16 protein-coding genes and 3 tRNA genes are annotated in these 20,837 nt (G+C 46.6%); 13 read left to right on the forward strand and 6 right to left on the reverse strand.

The window, feature by feature from the left end; genetic code table 11:
* Positions 1 to 2 precede the first annotated feature (2 nt).
* The 3 genes from SFV55_RS22815 to SFV55_RS22825 all read right to left on the reverse strand — a co-directional run bounded on the left by SFV55_RS22815 (position 3) and on the right by SFV55_RS22825 (position 1,332).
* Positions 3 to 1,007, reverse strand: coding sequence for a TlpA disulfide reductase family protein (locus SFV55_RS22815; protein ID WP_320031874.1), 1,005 nt, complete (start codon positions 1,005 to 1,007; stop codon positions 3 to 5).
* Positions 1,008 to 1,155: 148 nt separating this feature from the next.
* Positions 1,156 to 1,229: transfer RNA gene (locus SFV55_RS22820), tRNA-Asp, on the reverse strand.
* Between the two features lie 29 nt (positions 1,230 to 1,258).
* Positions 1,259 to 1,332 (reverse strand) — tRNA-Asp (locus SFV55_RS22825).
* 235 nt (positions 1,333 to 1,567) lie between these two features.
* Between SFV55_RS22825 and SFV55_RS22830 the strand changes: the two genes are divergently transcribed.
* The 8 genes from SFV55_RS22830 (at position 1,568) to SFV55_RS22865 (ending at position 9,445) form a co-directional block, all read left to right on the forward strand.
* Positions 1,568 to 2,548, forward strand: coding sequence for an acetyl-CoA carboxylase carboxyltransferase subunit alpha (locus SFV55_RS22830; RefSeq protein WP_320031875.1), 981 nt, complete (start codon positions 1,568 to 1,570; stop codon positions 2,546 to 2,548).
* Between the two features lie 61 nt (positions 2,549 to 2,609).
* Positions 2,610 to 3,164: a DUF6913 domain-containing protein gene (locus tag SFV55_RS22835; protein ID WP_320031876.1), complete on the forward strand. Its 555-nt coding sequence runs from the start codon at positions 2,610 to 2,612 to the stop codon at positions 3,162 to 3,164.
* The gene (gene dapA, locus SFV55_RS22840; RefSeq protein WP_320031877.1) at positions 3,145 to 4,044 is read left to right on the forward strand and encodes a 4-hydroxy-tetrahydrodipicolinate synthase; all 900 of its coding nucleotides are present in this window, start codon (positions 3,145 to 3,147) and stop codon (positions 4,042 to 4,044) included. The genes SFV55_RS22835 and dapA overlap by 20 nt, the downstream gene beginning before the upstream one ends.
* Positions 4,045 to 4,156: 112 nt before the next feature.
* Positions 4,157 to 4,227 (forward strand) — tRNA-Cys (locus SFV55_RS22845).
* A gap of 217 nt (positions 4,228 to 4,444) precedes the next feature.
* Positions 4,445 to 5,470: a TerC family protein gene (locus SFV55_RS22850; protein WP_320031878.1), complete on the forward strand. Its 1,026-nt coding sequence runs from the start codon at positions 4,445 to 4,447 to the stop codon at positions 5,468 to 5,470.
* Between the two features lie 13 nt (positions 5,471 to 5,483).
* Positions 5,484 to 6,320 (forward strand): universal stress protein, encoded by an 837-nt coding sequence (locus SFV55_RS22855; RefSeq protein WP_320031879.1) that lies wholly within the window; start codon positions 5,484 to 5,486, stop codon positions 6,318 to 6,320.
* Positions 6,321 to 6,326: 6 nt separating this feature from the next.
* The gene (locus tag SFV55_RS22860) at positions 6,327 to 7,706 is read left to right on the forward strand and encodes a sigma-54 dependent transcriptional regulator (protein ID WP_320031880.1); all 1,380 of its coding nucleotides are present in this window, start codon (positions 6,327 to 6,329) and stop codon (positions 7,704 to 7,706) included.
* 170 nt (positions 7,707 to 7,876) lie between these two features.
* Complete coding sequence (locus SFV55_RS22865) at positions 7,877 to 9,445, forward strand: M28 family peptidase (RefSeq protein ID WP_320031881.1); 1,569 nt, start codon at positions 7,877 to 7,879, stop codon at positions 9,443 to 9,445.
* A gap of 111 nt (positions 9,446 to 9,556) precedes the next feature.
* Here SFV55_RS22865 and SFV55_RS22870 read toward each other — a convergent pair whose 3' ends face one another.
* Positions 9,557 to 10,783 (reverse strand): T9SS type A sorting domain-containing protein, encoded by a 1,227-nt coding sequence (locus tag SFV55_RS22870; RefSeq protein ID WP_320031882.1) that lies wholly within the window; start codon positions 10,781 to 10,783, stop codon positions 9,557 to 9,559.
* Between the two features lie 26 nt (positions 10,784 to 10,809).
* Positions 10,810 to 12,471 carry an AMP-binding protein gene (locus SFV55_RS22875; RefSeq protein WP_320031883.1) on the reverse strand — a complete coding sequence of 554 codons (1,662 nt, stop codon included), beginning with the start codon at positions 12,469 to 12,471 and terminating at the stop codon, positions 10,810 to 10,812.
* Positions 12,472 to 12,560: 89 nt separating this feature from the next.
* Between SFV55_RS22875 and SFV55_RS22880 the strand changes: the two genes are divergently transcribed.
* The 5 genes from SFV55_RS22880 to SFV55_RS22900 all read left to right on the forward strand — a co-directional run bounded on the left by SFV55_RS22880 (position 12,561) and on the right by SFV55_RS22900 (position 18,274).
* A complete protein-coding gene (locus SFV55_RS22880) occupies positions 12,561 to 13,601 on the forward strand; it encodes an LD-carboxypeptidase (protein ID WP_320031884.1) in 1,041 nt (346 codons plus the stop codon).
* A gap of 267 nt (positions 13,602 to 13,868) precedes the next feature.
* A complete protein-coding gene (locus SFV55_RS22885) occupies positions 13,869 to 14,555 on the forward strand; it encodes a CPBP family intramembrane glutamic endopeptidase (protein WP_320031885.1) in 687 nt (228 codons plus the stop codon).
* 51 nt (positions 14,556 to 14,606) lie between these two features.
* Positions 14,607 to 15,677 (forward strand): hypothetical protein, encoded by a 1,071-nt coding sequence (locus SFV55_RS22890; RefSeq protein ID WP_320031886.1) that lies wholly within the window; start codon positions 14,607 to 14,609, stop codon positions 15,675 to 15,677.
* Between the two features lie 21 nt (positions 15,678 to 15,698).
* Positions 15,699 to 16,712 carry a patatin-like phospholipase family protein gene (locus SFV55_RS22895; protein WP_320031887.1) on the forward strand — a complete coding sequence of 338 codons (1,014 nt, stop codon included), beginning with the start codon at positions 15,699 to 15,701 and terminating at the stop codon, positions 16,710 to 16,712.
* Positions 16,709 to 18,274, forward strand: a complete 1,566-nt coding sequence (locus SFV55_RS22900; protein WP_320031888.1) for an FAD-binding protein — start codon at positions 16,709 to 16,711, stop codon at positions 18,272 to 18,274. Before SFV55_RS22895 ends, SFV55_RS22900 begins: the two co-directional genes overlap by 4 nt.
* Positions 18,275 to 18,314: 40 nt before the next feature.
* Here SFV55_RS22900 and SFV55_RS22905 read toward each other — a convergent pair whose 3' ends face one another.
* Positions 18,315 to 20,804: a penicillin-binding protein 1A gene (locus tag SFV55_RS22905; protein ID WP_320031889.1), complete on the reverse strand. Its 2,490-nt coding sequence runs from the start codon at positions 20,802 to 20,804 to the stop codon at positions 18,315 to 18,317.
* Positions 20,805 to 20,837 lie beyond the last annotated feature (33 nt).

Below are 20,837 nucleotides of genomic sequence, written 5' to 3' on the forward strand. Positions count from 1 at the left end.
GTTTAGCTCAAGTTCAAAAACTTTAACACAGACTGGAAATCATTGTAATACCCCACAATTTTTCCAGTCTTGTCCAGAATGACATAAGTGGGATAACCAAAAATACCCAAATCTTTGGTAAGTTTTTGAGTTCCGTCTTCCCGATAATTAAGCCAATCGTACTCGTGTTGGCGAAGATAGGTCTGCCATTTTTTTTGGTTTAGGTCTGTGGAAATACCAATCATTTCAATGTTATGTTGTTTCAACAGTGGCAGTTTTTCCTTAATTTCCTGATGCTGCTGAACACAGGGAGGACAAGCCAAAAACCACATGTCTAGTACCGTATAGTCTGCCGAAGTCAGGGCAAGGCTCCCTTTTTTTCCCTTAGGGTCGATACAAGAATAATTTTCTAATTGGGGTTGCTGAATAGCCAGAATTTTGTCGATCCGCTCCAGTGAACGGTAAAATAAAAACCAGCTGAATTGATCGCCCTGCTTTTCCAGATAAGGTTTTAATTTTAAGAGATTTAATTTTGAATTTTGATTGGCACGAACAAAGTGGTCGGCAGCTATCAAGGAGAAAGGATTTTGAATGTTTTTTTGCACGGACTCCAACAAAAATTCATTTAAACGGGTGGTGTCTTTTGTTTTGTACAAAGCAGCAATTTGCTTTCCAAAATCGAGCACCTCGTAATATAAAGGAGCATTGATGACTGTATCAATGACCAAGCGTTGGGTATCCAGGTGCCCTTTAATGACAATGTTTGCGACATCCAACCACATTTGTTGACTCAATATTTTCCCTCCAACATGATAGCGAATATTGTAGCAATCTGCATGGTCCTTAAAAAACGTAACATTGATGGTATCTTGATAAGGGAAGGTGTAAAACTCTTTTTGGCTCAAATCGAAGAACTCTACCTTATCAATTTTCCGGGGCAATAAGTCCCTGGTTACTATCTGAATATTGGTTTGAGCAAATAAAGAAGAAGCAAATAATGCAAGGAAAAACAGGGAAATAGTTTTCATACCACTAGATTTTAGTTGGAATGAGTAATGCGACGAAAATATAATGCTAAAAAGGGTTGGCGTTACACGAACGAAATAAAAATATTGAACTCTTCAAATACATTTTGCCCTAAACAAAAAAAGCCCAGCAACTTGCTGAGCTTTTTTGCGGTCCGGACGGGACTCGAACCCGCGACCCCCTGCGTGACAGGCAGGTATTCTAACCAACTGAACTACCGAACCAACGGTATTTTTTCGTTTCGATCTATTTGCGGTCCGGACGGGACTCGAACCCGCGACCCCCTGCGTGACAGGCAGGTATTCTAACCAACTGAACTACCGAACCATGTTTGGGCAGCCTTGCGGTTGCCCGATAGATCGAAACTTTTATATAGTAACAGAGGCGGCAAATCTGGCACCTCTGGAACGCACGCAGGCGCTTTTCGCTAGCGTGGCTGCAAATGTAAAATGAGTTCCGCTAACTTGCAACTCATTTTCATCAAAAAATAAAAAAAAACTGCGCTTTCCATTTTCGATACAGGTAATTGTTAATTTTGCCCCTCTAATCTAATTGCACAGCTATGGTCTTTTTGGAGTTTGAAAAGCCGTTGGAAGTATTATACGAGCAACTGGAAAAGCTCAAGGAAATCGGCGCTAGCGGAGAAATCGACGTTTCAGAGTCGATAAAAGCCCTGGAGACCAAGATTTCCGACAAGCGCAAGGAACTGTATGACAACCTTACGGGCTGGCAGCGCGTGCAGCTTTCGCGCCACCCGGAGCGGCCCTATACCTTATTTTACATCAAGGAAATGTGCAACAAGTTCATCGAGTTGCACGGTGACCGCTATGTAAAGGACGACAAAGCCATTGTAGGCGGTCTGGCCGAAATTGATGGCCAAACCGTGGTGATCCTGGGGCACCAAAAAGGGACCAACACCAAAATGCGGCAATACCGCAACTTTGGGATGGCCAACCCCGATGGGTACCGCAAGGCGCTGCGCCTGATGAAAATAGCTGAACGTTTTGGTTTTCCGGTTATTACCCTGATCGATACTCCGGGGGCTTTCCCGGGTTTGGAAGCTGAAGAACGAGGACAAGCTGAAGCGATTGCCCGCAACCTTTTTGAAATGGCCCAGCTCAAAACCCAGATCATTTGTGTGATCATCGGGGAAGGTGCATCGGGCGGTGCCATTGGAATCGGATTGGGTGATAAAGTGTTCATGCTGGAAAACTCCTGGTATTCGGTAATTTCCCCGGAAAACTGCTCCACCATCCTTTGGCGCACCTGGGACTACAAAGAACAAGCTGCGGAGGCCCTCAAATTGACGGCAGAAAACATGTACGCCAATGGCCTGGTGGATGGCATCATTCCAGAGCCTATTGGTGGAGCCCATTCTGCGCCGGAAGAAATGGCGCAGATTCTGAAGAACGCCATTTTAAAGTCTTTAGCAGAGCTCAAAACCATGACAATTGACGAACTCATCGACGCACGGGTAGACAAATACTCCAACATGGGCGAATATGAATACGTCGATGAACCCGTAAAAACGGACGAAAAGTAAGCCCAGCAAAGTATGACGCAAAATCGGGAGGTTGATTTCTCTGCGTTACAAAGCAAAAACAATGGACATCATTCGCAATATTCAAAACTACTTTCGCAACAACACCCTCAAAAGCAAACTGCAACTGCAAAAAGTACAGCAGCGCAAAAGGGTGAATTTTGAAGAAGCTCAAACCGTTGGCCTCATTTTTGACGCCACCGACAACGATAAGCGGCAAACCGCCCTCAGTTACGCCGAAAAGCTGAGCAAACTGGGCAAAAAGGTAAAACTCCTCGGCTTTTTTGACAGCAAACAGGAAAGCCCCGACTTTACCTTTGGGTATTTCAACCGGAAAAACATCGACTGGGCGCTGCGCCCGGGGGGGAAAAGTGTAGAAAGCTTTTTGCAAGGTGCTTATGATATCCTGATCACCCTCAACCCCCTGACCAATCAGCATGTGGAGTACATTTCTGCCCTGGCCAATGCCCACCTCAAAATCGGCCCGAGTACCAATAACATTTACTGCTACGATCTGATGATCGATGTACGCAATAAAAATAGTGTGATGGACTTCATCCGCGAGATGGAGCAGTTGTTGACCAAGACAAATATCAAACATGGGGCTAGCAAAGTTTAGAGGAACGGGTGTAGCACTGATTACCCCTTTTCGCAACAAAGCAGTAGATTATGATGCCCTCGAAACCATCATTGAGCATGTCATCCAAGGGGGCGTCGACTACCTTGTGTCGCTGGGCACCACTGGAGAGGCGATCACGCTCAGCAGCAAGGAATGTCGGGAGGTATTTGATTTTACCATCAAAGTGGTGAAGGGGCGCAAGCCGCTGGTTGCTGGTCTGTTCGGCAGCAATTTTACGGAGGCACTGGTAGAAAAGATCCGCAATTACAATCTGGAAGGCTTCGACGCCATCATGTCGAGCAGCCCGGCGTACAGTAAACCGCCACAGGAGGGAATTTTCCAGCATTACATGCAGATCGCCGGGATTTCACCAGTGCCGATTATCATTTACAACGTCCCGGGACGCACGTGTAGCAACGTCAAACCCGAAACCATCATCCGCCTGGCGGAAAGTAGCGACAAATTTGCGGGGGTAAAAGAAGCCTCTGGCAATTTGGAGCAAGCCATGAAAATCCTCAAACACCGCCCCGAGCATTTTGCCGTCATTTCTGGGGACGATCCACTTACCGTACCCATGATGTCCTGTGGGGGCGATGGGGCCATTTCGGTGATCGCCAATATGTATCCGGCCCAATTTTCTTCGATGGTCCGCAGCGCGCTGGAAGGTGATTTTGTCACTGCTGCCCGTCTGAATGCAGAATTACTGGACATCCATCCCTGGTTGTACATCGAAAACAATCCAGTAGGGGTGAAAGCAGGTATGGAAATTTTGGGCTTGTGCAGTAAGGAGGTGCGGATTCCATTGGTGCCCCTTTCGGAAAGTAATTACCTGAACCTGCAGCAAGAAATGGCGAAAGTCGGGGCATTCAGTGCCGTGTAAGGAAGCTTTTTACAATTAACTTTTCATTTTTTCTCACAAGTACTTGCACAGCATTTCTAGTTCACCTATCTTTGCATCTCCAAAGCGCAATCGCGCGTTTTGACGACGACAGGGTCGGGTGGCCGAGCGGCTAGGCAGAGGTCTGCAAAACCTCGTACAGCGGTTCAAATCCGCTTCCGACCTCATAATTTCGACCAAAAGGGCAATCCATTCGATTGCCCTTCTTTTTTTCCCTGAACTCCTGCTCTCTTTAGGATGTTGAATGAAGACTTTGTATTTCGGAAGAAATCATTGAATGGAAAAACCACTATCATTAATTTAGTAGTGAGATTAAAATGGCCCCTTTTTTTTATCACACCTTAGCCTGGCATTTGCTTTACCATCAACAGAATTTGAAATTATGTTAATCTGGATTGGCTTTTTGGTTTTAGTTGCAGCCTTACTCGCTCTGGATTTGGGCGTTTTTAATAAAGACGCACACAACATCAGCGCCAAAGAAGCTTTTCGTTGGACGGGTGTGTGGGTTTCTTTTTCCCTTTTATTTAGCATCTTCATTTACTTCGCTTACGAAAACCACTGGGTTCATGAAAATGGTGCTCCATTTTCGGGTGAAAAAGCGGTTATTACCTACCTGACTGGTTATTTGGTAGAACAATCCCTGAGCATCGACAACATCTTTGTTATCGCGGTCATTTTTACGTACTTTCGGATTCCTCAGAAATACCAACACCGGGTATTGTTTTGGGGGATCATCGGTGCTGTGCTATTCAGAGGCCTCATGATTGTGATTGGTGCTGCTCTTTTGCATCGCTTTAGCTGGATTACCTATATTTTCGGGGGTATTCTTTTGTACACGGCTTATCGGATGTTGCGCCAAAAGGATCACGATGAAGATGTAGAGGTCGATAAAAATCCTCTGGTGGCTTTGGCCAAACGTTTTTTTCCAGTTACGGATCGTTTTCATGATCAAAAGTTTTTTGTGAAAATTGGCGGCGCTACAGCGGCAACCCCTTTGTTTATTGCCCTTTTAGTGGTTGAAACGACGGATATCCTTTTTGCCTTCGACAGTATTCCGGCCATCTTTGCCATTACCACCGATCCATTTCTGGTATTTACATCCAATATTTTTGCTATCTTAGGGCTGCGTTCTTTGTATTTCGTTTTGGCTTCTATGCTCGACAAGTTTCAGTACTTGCGTTACAGCCTCGTGGTTATCCTTGCTTTTGTGGGCATTAAGATGTTTTTGGTGCACCATATTGATTTACCGGAATGGCTATCACTTGCCGTGATTGCACTTTCTCTGGCAGCAGGTATTCTTCCTTCTTTGCCTGAAGTTTTGCAGCAGCGCCGGGAAGAAGTAAAAGATTCAATCCGGGAAGTTGAGGGAGCCACTGAGCGAAGTCGAAGCGCTGAAAAAGCAGAATAAAAGACCCTTTTCAATGGACTCCATTTTATGTCTTACGGATTATCACCTCAATAGTGCTCAGCCTTTTTTATACGGCCTGCACCTAACCCGCCATTTACACAACGACTTGTACATTGCCCATATCAAAGACGGTGCTGACTTTGCAGTCCAGGAAGACGCGGGGGACCTGACGGAAATCGAAGACAAAGAGCAAATTGAAGAGTTGCAAAAATTGAGGCAATTCATCCAGGCCAATACCACTCCCGCCGATAAAAAATTGCCCATTCGAGGTGTAATTGCGGGAGGTGGATTGTGGGATAGCATAGAAGCGCTCACCAAGCAATATGATGCAGACCTCATCATCATGGGGATGCGCAATCGCATGGGACTGGCTGGCCGAATTTTTGGTGGGCTGGCTGCGAAGATGATCAATTTTTCCGAAGCTCCAGTATTGATGACGCCTCCTGGAACCAAATTTGCACCGATTCAGAGTGTAGTCTACGCCACGGATTTTGATGTAGCCAATTTGGCTTCCATTGAAAAAATGGTGGCCTGGTGCCAGGCCTTGAATGCTCATTTGCACCTCGTCCATGTTAATGATGACCCTGCCGAAAAAGCCTGGGTCAAACAACAAATGGAAAAGATAATGCGGGCGCTGGAAGAGGACAATGAAGACCGCCAAGTGGGTTTTTCCATCCTGGAAGGTGAAGACATCATGGACCATCTCGAGAACTACATGCAGGAAGTAAAAGCTGACCTCATTGCCCTGACGGCCCACCGCAAAGGTTTTTGGGACCGCATTTTCCGCAGTGGCCTGGCACACGAAATCATCGAAGAAGTCAATATTCCTGTACTCATCTTTAAATCCTGATCCACCTTGATCCTTCTGATTGACGACGATCACGCGATTCAAACTTCTCTTTCACTCCTGTTTCAACAAGAGGGCTTCGAAGTACATGCTACCAGCTCTCCTCAAGAAGCATTGGCTTTTTTGAAAAAACACACGCCCCAACTGGCCATTCTGGACATGAATTTTTCCATTGAAACGGTGGGAACCGAAGGTTTGGATACACTCCAGAAAATCAAAACCTTGCAGCCCCAATTGCCAGTCATTTTACTCACTGGCTGGGGAACTATTGAACTGGCCGTAGAAGGGATGAAAATTGGTGCGGCGGATTTCCTGACCAAACCCTGGCAAAATGAGGCCTTGTTGCAGTCGGTACGTACCATCCTTAATTTGGCGCAATCCAAGGCCCAATCGCCCAATCGCAAACGTCTGGACGAACAATTCCATTTTGAAAACATTGTGGGTGAAGATCCCCAATTGTTGGAGCTGCTTGAATCGATTGGCCGGGTAGCACCAACTGATGCCCCAGTACTGATTACCGGAGAAAGTGGGGCCGGGAAAGAACTCATCGCCGAAGCGGTACACCTCAACAGCAAGCGCAGCAAGGCGCCTTTTGTCAAAGTCAATTTGGGTGGGATCTCATCCAGTTTATTTGAAAGTGAGCTCTTTGGCCATGTGCGTGGTGCCTTTACTGATGCCAAAACGGACCGAATTGGTCGATTTGAAATGGCCCACAAGGGCAGTATTTTTTTGGATGAAATTGGTGATCTGGACTTGGCCAGTCAGGTCAAACTCCTGCGGGTGCTGCAAGACCGCACTTTTGAGCCCTTGGGGAGTAGCCGCAGCAAAACGGTGGATGTTCGCATCGTTTGTGCCACCAACCGCAACCTGGAAGAAATGGTGGCACAAGGTACTTTTCGCGAAGACCTTTTTTACCGCATCAACCTCATAACAGTCAAACTGCCCGCACTTCGCGAGCGCCCCGGGGACATTCCAGCGCTGGCCAATTTTTTTGTCAACAACCTCAAAGCCCTTTACCAGCGCCCCAACTTGTATGTCAACAAAGAGGCGCTACAGTGGCTAAAAAACCTACCTTTGCCTGGTAATATCCGGCAACTAAAAAACCTGGTTGAATGCAGCGTTTTGTTGAGTACTGGAGACGAACTAGGGATTGCCAATTTCCAAAAAAACCTTCAACCACAAAGCTCTAGCACGAAAAGCAGCACCAAATTTCCTGAGGTAGGCAGCATGACCCTGGAGGAAATGGAATTGGAAATGATTAAACGTGCCCTGGCTTTCCACCAAAATAAATTGTCCAAAGTGGCGAGGTCGCTGGGCATCACCCGCTTTGCCCTGTATCGGCGTTTGGAAAAATATGGAATTGTGGTGGAGGGGGAAGAGGAGGATTAGAAAAAGTGACTCCAGATCAATAACTTGTCCAGTTGAGGTCACATCAGTACCAATTCCTCTAAAATGCTTACAAATCCCTATCTTCGTTCCAACAATCACCGATTGTTCACTTTCAACGGCATACGCCGGCTCAACCGTACTAATCAAAACTGTACTCAATTAAAAGTAGTATGAAAAAACCACTTGTTCTCAGTTTGCTCTTGCTTTTGGGCATAGCCCTGCGGGCACAAATGGATCAGAACGCTCAACGTTTTGCCAATACCATCAGCGCGGATGACTTACGCCAACATTTGTTCAAACTCACCTCTGCTGAATTTGAAGGACGAGAAACAGGTACGGAAGGCCAGCGCCGTGCAGCCGATTACATTGCTGCACAAATGAAGTCCTGGGGTTTGCCCACAATAGGTGAAAATGGCGGCTATTTCCAGTCCATCACTTTTACGAATCAAAGCTGGCGCAAAATCGAGATGAAAGACGCCGATAAAGACCTGCGCCACCTTTGGGATTATTATACTTACCCTGCTACCAATCCTAAACAATTTGATGCCAAATTTGAAGATGCCATCTTCTTGGGCTTTGGAATTGACGCGCCTGAATACAGCGACTACAAGGGTGTCAACGTAAAAGGCAAACTGGTAGTGGCATACGATGGCGAGCCCATGAAAGCTGGGAAGTCCACGATTACTGGTACCAGCACTGCTTCCGAGTGGGCAAGTGATTGGCGTAAAAAAGCCCGTGCTGCCAAAGCCAATGGTGCTGCGGCCCTATTTATCATTGACCGCAAATTCAAGGAAAATGTAGCCGAAGCGCGCAAAGCCATCCTCAATTCGCGCATGGATATGGCCAAGGACGAAGACCCGGAAAACAATTTTGCCCCCAATTACTTCATCACCACGGATTTGGCCAAAAGTATGTTTGGCAAAATGGTGGGGAAAATTACCAGCGCCCGCGACAAAATTGAAAGCAAAGGCAAACCGCGCAACGTGGAATTCAAGTGTGCAGTGAACATCATCGCTGAAAAAAATTACAGCCAACTCAAAGGCGCCAATGTATTGGGCTTCATAGAAGGCACTGACCCAAAACTCAAGGACGAATACGTGGTAGTTACTGCGCACTACGATCACTTGGGCAAACGCGGCGATGACATGTATCCGGGGGCTGACGACAACGCCTCCGGGACTTCCACTGTTCTTGAAATTTGCCAGGCCATGGTGGAGGCAAAAAAGGCCGGAGTAGGCCCACGGCGCAGCGTGTTGTGCATGCTGGTATCGGGTGAAGAAAAGGGCTTGTTGGGATCGCAGTACTACGCGCAATTCCCCATTTTCCCATTGGCCAAAACGGTAGCCAACGTCAATGTGGACATGGTAGGCCGGGTAGACGATGAGCACAAGGACAATCCCGACTACATCTACGTGATTGGTGCCGATCGCTTGAGTTCGGAATTGCACCAAATCAACGAAACAGCCAACTCAACTTACACCAAGTTGACCCTGGATTACAAATACAACGACGAAAAAGATCCCAACCGCTATTACTACCGTTCGGATCATTACAATTTTGCCAAAAATGGCATTCCGGCCATCTTTTACTTCAATGGCGTACACCCGGATTACCACCGTACCAGCGATACACCGGACAAAATCAATTTTGACAAAATGGTTAAGATTGGAAATTTGGTGTTTCATACCGCCTGGGAGTTGGCGAATCGGGAGCAAAGGATTAAAGTAGATAAAAAATAAACCCGATATAACTTCTAAGGTGCCCCTTGAGTGCCTTAGGATTCTTAGGTGGTGAAAGATTTTTTCTTTTTCACCACCTAAGAATCCTAAGGCACCTAAGGGGCACCTTAATTAGGGTTTGAAGATTTTTCCCAGCAAAACCTCAGTTCCTTTCCGCGCCAGTACCCAATACATCCCACTGTTCCAGTCACGAATATCCAGGGCCTTTTGACCATTCATGACACCCGACGCCTGTAATTGCCCACTGGCGTTGAAGACCTGGAAACTGGCGCCCAAAGGCAAGTCCAAACGGACTTCATCCGCACTGGGATTGGGGCTAATTTTAAACAACTTTGGAGCAAGGGCGGGGTCACGCAAGGAAGAAGCCATGTCGTAGAAATAAAACTTCTTGCTATCCAGGCTCCATTCGATGGGGCTTCCACTGCCTTGATAACTTTCCTCGCGTGCAATCTTCCCATTGACCGTATAAAAAAAATCGGTCCGGCTTATTTGCTCCTCCGCTGCAGTACTCAATGTAGTCACTTGTGATTGGACTTGTTGTTCAGCATTGTAGGTGTAAACCGTGTTGTTGTTTTTTTTCCATGCTTTGGCTGCAATATCCCAGATAAATCCTTCCGTACTACTGATGAGTTTATTGGGCGTGTAGGTAATGAGGAGCCTGCTCAGTGGCACTGAATCGGCTGGCGGAACAGGTGCATAACGGGTACTACTGCGCAGCTGTTGATTATCAAAAATTTGCACAGAAAAACCTGTACGAGTATATTGCCCATTGAGAAAAGTGTAATTTTCGATCCTGGTATTGTTGCCTGTGGCATCATAAAAATTCAGATCGCGGTTGCGAAAACTCTGCCCTGAAAAGGCAATAGAAGTTATGGTTTCAATCAGCTGATTTTGTGCGTTAAAACGATTCCTTTGAGCAATCGACAATTCCCAGGCTTGCTGGCTGTCGGACCAATTGTAAGTTAATATTGAATCAATCTGGCTAAGGGAGTTGCCCCTGGGAAAATTTTGGGTTCGAATTTGAGGGTAAAAAACTTTGGCACCAGGGTTGTAACGTTCTAAAATGTTTCCGATCGTTCGCCCCATAGCATCAAAAGTATAATTGAAACGGATTTGCGGTACCCATAATCCTGCTTCAAACTGATAAGTTGTTTCGATGCGTTGGGTTGGAATGGGGTAATCGTATTGCACCCGTTGAAATACAGCAGAATCAAGCTTGGTGTAATTCCGATACGAATCAATCCGCAGCAATTTTCCATCACTACCCGTGATTTGCGACAACAACACAAGTGGAGTAAGCCAGCAGCAGCTCCAAAGAAATAGGGTCAATCGGTTCATGGTTTTTGGTTTATAAGGGGCCCTTATCAGGCATCTTTTAATGCACGACGCAAAATTTTCCCCACATTTGTTTTGGGCAACTCGTCCCGAAATTCTACCAAACGAGGCACTTTATACGCCGTCAAGTTTTCTTTGCAATAGGCAACGATCTCATCCTTGCTGAGTGATTTGTCTTTTTTGACAATGAATACTTTGACGGCTTCACCCGATTTTGCATCTTCAACGCCGACAGCCGCTACCTCCAAGACCTTGGGGTGGGCCGCAATAACATCCTCCACCTCATTGGGAAATACATTGAAGCCCGATACAAGAATCATGTCCTTTTTGCGGTCGACGATCTGGAAATATCCATCTTCGTGCATCAAACCAATATCGCCAGTAAGCAACCAACCATCAACAATGGTTTTGGCCGTTTCTTCGGGATTATTGTAGTAGCCTTTCATGACCTGGGGGCCTTTGATCTGGATTTCGCCGATCTGGTTGGGTCCCACCACGTTGCCCTGATCATCCACAATGCGCAGATCAGTGGAGGGCAGGGGGATACCGATGGATCCAATTTTTCCCGAACCGTCATAAGGGTTGCTGGTTGCAACAGGTGAAGACTCGGTCATCCCGTATCCTTCGGCCAGGTAACAACCAGTTACTTTTTGCCAATTTTCGGCTACCGCTTTTTGCACGGCCATACCACCTCCGGCGCTTACTTTGAGTTTGCTAAAGTCGAGTTTCAGGAATTCCGCGTTGTTGGTCAAGGCATTAAAAAGAGTATTGACCCCGGTGATCAAGGTAATTGGGTGTGATTGCAGGGCTTTGACCACCGAAGGAATATCCCGCGCATTGGTCACCAGCACATTTTGCCCGCCAATACTCATAATCGACAACACGTTGACTGTAAACGCAAAGATGTGGTACATCGGCAAAGGGCAAAGCGCGATCTCTTCGCCTTCTTTAAAAAAGGGCTTGCACCAGGCTGCCACCTGCAGCATATTGGCTACGAGGTTGCCATTGGTCAACATTGCACCTTTGGAAACCCCGGTGGTGCCCCCTGTGTATTGCAGTACGGCTACATCGTCGGGTTTGCCCACATGTGGTGGAATTTGAAATTTTTTCCCCTGGGTCAGGGCTTCCGTAAACGAAACGGTATTGAGGATTTCGTATTTGGGCACCATCCGCTTCAGGTTGCGCACCACAAAGTTGACCACTACTTTTTTGGGAAACCCCAGGAGTTCGCCAATGCTGGTGGTGATGACCGTTTTGATGGCTGTATTGGGTAAAATCTTTTGCAGGTTGGCCGCAAAGTTTTCGGCGATGATGATAGCAGTTGCCCCAGAGTCTTTGAACTGGTGTTCCATTTCCCGGGGGGTGTACAATGGATTGGTATTGACCACTACCAATCCCGCCCGCATGGCGCCGAAAAGTGCAATGGGGTATTGCAACAAATTGGGCATCATGATGGCTATTTTTTCGCCGGGCTCCACGCCTCTGGACAATAAATAGGCTCCGAAATCGCGGGAGTAACGGTCGATTTGTTCATAGGTCATCGACTTGCCCATGCAGGTAAAAGCAGTATTTTTAGCGTACTTCTTAAAAGCTTTTTCCAGTAAGTCGACCACTGTTGCGTACTCCTCAGTGTTGATATTGGCCGGAACCCCGTGTGGGTATTTTTTCAGCCAGGGGCGAAATTCACTCATGGATCTGTGTAAGTATAGATTTGAAATTTTATTTGCCACTCAAAGCAAAAATAACAATATTGCGATAGGAATGCTTAAAAACAAGCGCTATGAATCGCCGATTTTTTACCCGTAATTTAGCTTTGGGCTCTTTTTTGCCATTTGTTATGAATGGTCAAAAGAGCAATCGTCGCCCCGAACGGCCAGCTTTACTCAAACCCCGTCGGTTGAAAGAAGGCGATTTGGTGGCCCTGATCACGCCGGGAAGTTACATTCCAGATTCCAGTTTGGAAAAAGCGGTAAAAAACCTGGAAGCACTGGGATTAAGGATCGCACCGGGCAAAAACCTACGGGCAAAGTACGGCTTTGTTGCTGGTACCGACGCACAACGCCTGGAAGATTTACACGCGGCTTTCGCCAACCCTGAGGTCAAAGCAGTCTGGTGTGCCCGGGGTGGTTATGGTTGCACCCGGCTTTTGCCGTACATTGATTATCCCTTAATTCGTAAAAACCCCAAGGTATTCATAGGGTACAGTGATATTACTGCCTTGCATCTGGCGTTCTTGCAACGTGCTGGCCTGATCGGGTTTCATGGCCCGGTGGCATCTTCCACGTTTAATCCCTATTCGGTAGAACATTTTAGAGCCGTAGTGATGGAAGGGCTTTCCCCACATACCATTCCACTGGCTGAAGCTTACCTGGAGCCAAAAGATGATTTGTATAAGTATTTCACCCTGCGCAGTGGGCGGGTCCAAGGCGAATTACAAGGGGGGAACCTCTCTCTCCTGGCCGCGATGGCGGGTACAGAATTTGAACTGGATGCGACAAATAAACTGGTTTTTTTGGAAGACATCGAAGAACGCCCTTACCGGGTGGATCGGATGTTGACCCAATTGCGGCAGTCGGCCAGTTTTCATCAGGCTGCTGGTTTTGCCCTGGGCATTTTTGATGGATGTAACCCGGATGAGGGCGAAAATTCTTTGTCTCTAAAAGATACCGTAATTGATCGTTTGGCAGATATCCCGGTGCCAGCAGCCTATGGGCTTTCTTTTGGCCATGTTTCGCAGCAATGCACCTTGCCACTTGGGGTGATGGCAGAGCTGGATACGGAGGCGAAGACGCTGAGGTTGTTGGAGAGCGGGGTCAAGTGAGGAGTTTTTCGAATGACGAATTTTTCGAATGACGAATGACGAATAGGGTGGTAGCACCTGGTATTTTTTGAAGCGCTAGACTTTGCTTACATTTATTTGAACTTACAAACAAATTTTGGGGGCAATGTGCAAAATTCGTCATTCGTCACTCGAAAAATTCGTCATTCCCATCCCTATTCTAGTTGTTATTAAAAAAAATCGAGGTCTTATACAATTTTTGGTGCATTATAAATGTCATATGCATAACTTTGTACAAACCTCAGTATTATGAACACCAACCCGATATACCTGCTATTTAGCGTGGTTATCATTTATCTGGCCTGGCATTTCTTGCATCAGGTTCTTTTCCACAAGGACTTTTGCCGTCCCCTCAATCGGATTGTGGAGTATTTCTCTTATCGGCTTTCCGGTTTTTTGTTTCTGGGTGCACTCAGTTATTGGGTTGCCTTGCATTGGCTCAATTTTTCCCCCATCGAAGTTGGCATTGGGTTTACACTGGGTCCGGTGGGCAAAAAGTGGGTTTTGATTGCTGCCATTGTACTTCCTGTACTGATGTTATTCATTGGACGGAGCAAGGAGAATCTTTGGCAGAACCCTAAAATTCGGGCCAAACATTGGACCTGGTCTTTGGTGGTATTGAACACCCTGAGCTGGATCATTTATTTGTTTGCTTACGAGTTTTTTTTCAGGGGCTTTTTGCTTTTCCCTTGTATTGCTGAATTTGGTTGGCTGTGGGCCCTTGCCATCAATGTCATTTTGTACACCCTTGCCCATGCTGATCAGGGGCGGACCATGATGGTGGGGGCAGTGGTTTTTTCCATCATCCTTTCGCTCATTAGTTACCACACCGGGAACTTTTACGCGGCCTTTTTGATTCACGTAATTAATGCTTGCGCCAATGAATGGATTTCATTGTATTATCACCCGGAAATGCGGGTAAAAGGAATTGTATAAATTACTGATATAAGGAATTTTATTTTAACTACTGACTAAACCTTTACACAGATGAACCTAAAACAAAAAAGTCGTACTTCTTCTCCTATTTGGTCCATGGTCTACCTGGTCCTGGTTTTATTCGGCCTGAATGCTTGTGCCTTGTCCAAGAACCTCAATAAAACCCTGGGCAATATAGATACCACTAATATCAAGAATCTGACTCGGGCAGCAGGCAATGGCCTCATCTCAGGAATTGATCTCAACGCCCTCAAAACCGATCAAGTCCTCAAGGGTTTGTTACAAGGTTTGGACACTTTGGTCAATCAGGAACTGGATGGCATCAGATTGAATGCCTTGCAAAAACGACTTGCCTTTGCCCTTGATTCTATTTTGACCAGTACGGTAAGTGATACTACCAAGTTCAAGCTCCTGCAAAGGCAACTGGGGGGGCTACTTTCAACGGTCATATCTGGCCTGGAAAAGGACTTAAACAGCCTTGACTTAAGCCCGGCCAATCAAAAACTACGGAATGATTTAGCGGCGCTTCGCGACGAATTGTTGGGGGCGAAAACTGCGGCGCAACTGGGCTTCGTGCTAAATACAGCATTGGATAGTATCGCTCAAGGGGGAGCTTTGGTGAGCATTACCACCAAAATTGACGATATACTTGATGACGCGAATAAAAAGGCTGATCAACAAATGAAAAGTTTGCGTTCAACCATCAACAGGCTGGTCTATGGTTTGATTGGCCTTGGTGTGGTGATTTTTCTGATTGTTGTTTATGCTTTTTGGAAACGGCGCCAATTGCAGCAATATAAGGAATTGTCGGTGGTATTGACCAAAGGGATTGACCAAATTTCCAACCAGGCCGAATACGATCGGGTACGCAATGTGATCAGCAGTGAAGCTGACGCACGCCAGGTACGAAGCAATCTAAACACTGTTTTAAAAGAGAACAAAGGAGAATACCTCAAAAAAAACCAATATGCGAACTACAGCGATCGGACCCTTGAGCTTTTTCGGGAAGCCCTCAATGGAAATCAGGAGGTACGCAACCGGATTTTGGCTCAGGCCCAAACGGACCCTGAATTGTTGAATTTTATCCAACAAAAACTGAATAAACCTCAAAGCATAAACTAACACCTAAAACCAAGCCAAGTCATGTCAAAAACCATAAAAATATTATCAATTGATGGGGGTGGAACCCGTGGCCTTTTTCCTGCAACTTTGCTGGATTGCCTCGAAAAGGAGACTGGGAAAAAAATCCCTGAGTTATTCGACGTCATTGTAGGCTCGGCTACGGGGGGGATCATTGCAACCGCCCTTGCTGCAGGTATGGATGCCAAAGACATCGCTGAAGTATATCTACACCGGGCCAAATACATTTTGCCAAGAACCTGGGTTCGAGGCGTATGGAACTTCCTCAATCTTTTTGCCCCCAAATACCGCAATACCAATTTAAAAGCCTTGCTGGAAAAAAAATTTGGGGAAACCAAAACCTTAGGGCAAATCGACTCAAGCCTATTGGAAAAAAACATCAAGGCTCCAGTGTTTTTGATTCCTACACTGGAATTGAATCCAAAGCTGCCTGATGGACAAATGAAAGCCTTTAAAGTGGTGGTTTACAACAATCGGGAAGAGCAGTATGCCGAAGAGCCCCTGGTCGATGTAGCCTTAAAAACCTCAGCTGCGATCATGAATTTGCCGATTTACGACGGCTTTGTCGAAGGAGGAAATTATGCCAATGACCCCGCCTTGGTCGGTTTGTTCTATGCCCTGGGTAAGTCAGAAAACGGCGGCCTGGGCGCTGACTTGGCTGATGTAAAAATCCTTTCCCTGGGTTGTGGTTCTGACGAAAAATCGTTCATCTCAAGTAAAGAAATTGGGAAAGGGAATTGGGGGTTGGCCCGCTGGGTGAATCACCTGGCCCCGATGGTCATCGAAACCAAAATGGTAGCCACCCAGTACTACCTCAATCAAGTGTTTGCCAAGGATCAATACCTGCGCATCAATGTCAACTACAAGTCACCCAATGCGCCGCGGGCACTCCGCAAAGAAAAAAAATTGGCCATTGACGTTCGTGAGGACAAATTACTTCGTGCGATTAGTGAGTATGCTCATCTGACTTACCAGGCTGAAAGCCAAAATATTAGAAACTTCATCGGCCAACCATGAAAACAATAAAAGACCCTTTGAGTTTTATCTCTTTTTTCGATAAAACCTGGCGCAATGCCACCAGCAATGTAGAGGCTACACCAGAGCTTACCTTCAAACCAGGCTCAAAAGAGGACATTATTGCCATCATTCAAGATGCCGAGTCAAAAGGGCGCAGGGTAAGGGCGGTAGGTGCAGGGCATTCCTTTTCCCAGGTCGCAGAACCGGCCCGGAAGGATTATTTTGTCGAAATGTTTCGCCTGAATGCCTGTGGTAAATACGAGGAAGCACTTTCTCCAGAAGGTTTGCGCACCAAAGAAGACGGCGAGGTGCGCCATTTTGTAAAAGCTCAGGCCGGTATTCGGATCAAATGTTTGAACAGGGCACTGGATAAAATGGGCCTGGCCCTCGACAACATGGGGGCTTTTGATTGGCAAACTGTATCCGGGGCTTTATCTACGGGCACACATGGAACCGGGATTCATCAACCTGCTTTTCCTGATATGGTCAGGTCCATTGTCATCATTGGTACGGGTGGAAAAATCACCCAATACGAACCAACAAATGGGATCACGGATAAGGCGAAATTTGAGGAGGCGCGCAAAAATGATGCGATCAAGGTTGAGCTGGTTCAAAAGGATGAATTGTTTTACAGCGTGGTGCTTGGCCTCGGTGCCATGGGACTTATTTACGAATTGGTATTTGAAGTAAGTCCCAGGTATTGGATCAAAGAAAACCGCACTTATGTGGATTGGGATACCGAATTGAAACCTCAACTATTGAACGGTTATTTCAAAAAATTGGTGGAGGAGCAATACGACTTTGTCTCTTTTCGAGTAAATCCATATAAAACGTATTACAAAAAATTACGCAAGCAAACACGTTTATGCGCCTTCGTGGTGCAAAAAAAATACAAGTGGAATGAACGCCCACCAGAACGGGGCCTAATGGCGCGCACCAGAAACTGGATGGGCGGTATTGGTGGCAATCTTAGGTTGTTCTCCTGGCTGGTAGTTCGTTCTTTGAACCGCAAAATCAGTGGTGCCCCAGCTTCTATCAATAACGCCATCAAATTTACCAGTGACCCCCTGTTTGTAGGGAAAAGCTACAAGGTGCTTTACCAAAGTGGGGTGGCGCTGCGCAAACATGGCATCAGTTCTGAATTTTCATTTGATGTTGATTACAAAAAACTGGTTGACATCATTGATGGAGCCTGCGATCACTTAAAAAATTGCTGCAATGAACATGGCTTATACCAAACCTCCCACATTCCAGTTCGGTTTGTACAACAATCCAAAGCCTATTTATCTCCGTGTTTTACAGGACCCAAGATGTTTGTAGACTTCCCTACCCTGGAGGATGTGCAAGGAAGAGCAGAAATCATGCAGTACACCCAGGAATACATCGTTAATAAGCACAATGGGGTGCCGCATTGGGGAAAAGTGAACGATTACATCTACGGGTGCAGGGACTTTATCAAAGAGCATTATCCGATGTCGGAAAAATGGAAAGAAGTACGGCACCAGCTGGATCCTAAGGGCACTTTTTTGAGTGACTTTGTAATAAAAATGGGTTTGAGGTAGTGCCTCAAACCCATTTTTATAAAGTATTTTTCAAAGACGACTAATTCTCGTCGTTTTCTCCGTTGCCCCCTTCTTCTTCTTCCTCCTTCTTGAGCATTTTTTCCTGTTGTCGCTGTTCCCTACGTTTGCGGCGCTGTTCCCTTTTCTCTTCTGGCGAAAGTCCCTGGTTCGACTCAATCTCGATGCTGTCAGCTCTGAATTGTTCCAGTTCGGCCTTTGCACGTGCTAAACTATCCAGCAAAAGAGAATCGGTTGGATACCAAATGCGGTGGGCGCAACTGATACGATACTTTACCGAGTCGGGCAATTCTGCCATTTTTGCATCCTTCCAGGAGCTGAATTTTGGATCTTCGTACACCCGCTTCATGAAGGAACCCCAGATGGGGAGCGCAGTTGCAGCGCCTTGGCCCGAGTCCAAACTTTTGAAGTGAATAAAGGGGCTTTCCCCGCCAACCCAAACGCCAGCCACCAGTTTTTGGGTAAGGCCAATGAACCAACCATCGGATTGGTTTTGGGTTGTTCCTGTTTTGCCCGCAAAATCACTATTGATGCCAAACTTCCAGCGTACACTGGAGGCTGTTCCTCCTGAGGTAACCGAGCGCATCATTTTGAGCATGATGTCGGAGGTACGTTCAGAAAGTACCCTTTTTTCGGGCTCTACATTTTTATTGGGACCAAATTGGGCGATCAATTCGCCATCAGCAGTTTCAATTCGTTCGATGAAATAAAAAGGTCGCTTGATGCCACGGTTGACAAAAGCCGAGTAGGCTTGCACCATTTCCATCAGAGAGGTTTCCAAGGTGCCCAAAGCGATCGAAGGGGCATAAGGTACTTTGGTTTTGATGCCCAGGTCGGCAGCCAGTTTGCGCACAGGGTTGATGCCCGTTTCCATGATGATTTGCACCGAAACGGTGTTGACCGATTTGGTCAGGGCACCTTCCAGGGAGTAACCACCGCCGTAACTATTGTCCGAGTTTTTGGGCTGCCAGTTTTCGTACTCAGGGTACATTTTGGGCTGGTTGGGGAAGTACTTACAAGGGTCCATCCCACTTTCTACCGCTTGAGCATACAGTATGGGTTTGAAAGTAGAACCAACCTGGCGCCGCGATTTGACGTGGTCGTACTTAACAAATTGATGGTCGAAGCCGCCTACCCAAGCTCGAATGGCGCCGGTTTCAGGATCGGCGGCAATTAAGCCGGTATTCAATTGATGCAAGTAATATTTGATGGAGTCGATCTGGCTCATTTCCCGGCGAATCGAGCCATTTTTCCAATCAAACAACTCCATTGGGTATTTTTCGCTCATTCGGTTTACAATGCCCTGATGGGAGTAGCCTTTGGCTTTCCAAGCTTGGTAAATCGGATTGGCTTCCAGGATTTTACGAAAATTTTCGGGCTCTTCCCAGGGGTCCTGGTTGCTCCACTCACCGTTGAAACGACGTTGAATTTTGGGCAATTGTTCGTTCACTGCATCCTCAGCATGTCTTTGCAAACGTGCATCAATGGTGGTGTAAATCTTCAGGCCGTCAGTATAGTGATTATAAGGTTCGCCGTTGGCTTTTTTGAAATTTTTCAGCACTCCTTCCATTTCCATCCGAATGAACTCGCGGAAATAGGTAGCTAGCCCTTCGTTTTGTACATCTAAAGAGTCGTATTCCAATTGAATGGGCAAACCTGCCAGAGAATCCAATTCTGCGTCGCTAAGGTAATTGTACTTGTGCATGCGCTCCAGTACCAGGTTACGGCGCTCTTTGGCTTTTTCGGTGTTCTTGCGCGGATTGTAGGAAGTTGTTGCTTTGAGCATGCCCACCAGAATAGCGGCTTCTTCAATCTTGAGGTCCTTAGGGGATTTATTGAAAAAACGTTGTGCAGCCACCTTGATGCCGTACACGTTTTCGCTGAAAGGCACCGTATTGAGGTACATGCCCAGCAATTCTTTTTTTGTATACACATCCTCCATCCGGCGGGCGATGATCATCTCCCGGATTTTGTTGAGGAGCATGGTCGCAACGCGGTAAGTGCGTCGTGGATAAAGGTTTTTGGCCAATTGCTGACTCAGTGTACTCCCCCCACCCGAAGCTTCTTCATTGAGGATTAAGGAACGGAACAATACCCGAAACAAAGCCCGCAAATCGATGCCACTGTGTTTCATAAAGCGGGCATCTTCGGTGGCAATGAGCGCGTTGGCCAGGGTTTCCGATATTTCATCCAACTCGGCATTGACCCGGTTGGTGAGGAAGTAACGGCCGATCAGCACCTCGTCGCGGGAATAGACTTCGGAAGCGGTGCTGTTGCGCACTTGACGCAACTCTGATTTGGGAGGAATGTAGCCAAAAAAACCACCTGCTACAAAGGTAATGAGGACAGCCAGACCCAGGCCGATGCCTGCAAATCCAACCGTGAGGTAGCCTAGTGCAACTTTCCAGGTGATTGGCCAAATGAACACACTGCGCAATGATTGCCAGAGCGGATCAAGCCCCTGGCCTATGTAACGCCCAATTGTTCGTAGCCACTCGCTGATACTTTCCATAGGTTTTCCATGATTAGACCCCCGGTTGCTTCT

It is taken from the genome of Haliscomenobacter sp. (genome assembly GCF_033763495.1).
Classification (GTDB): Bacteria; Bacteroidota; Bacteroidia; order Chitinophagales; family Saprospiraceae; genus Haliscomenobacter.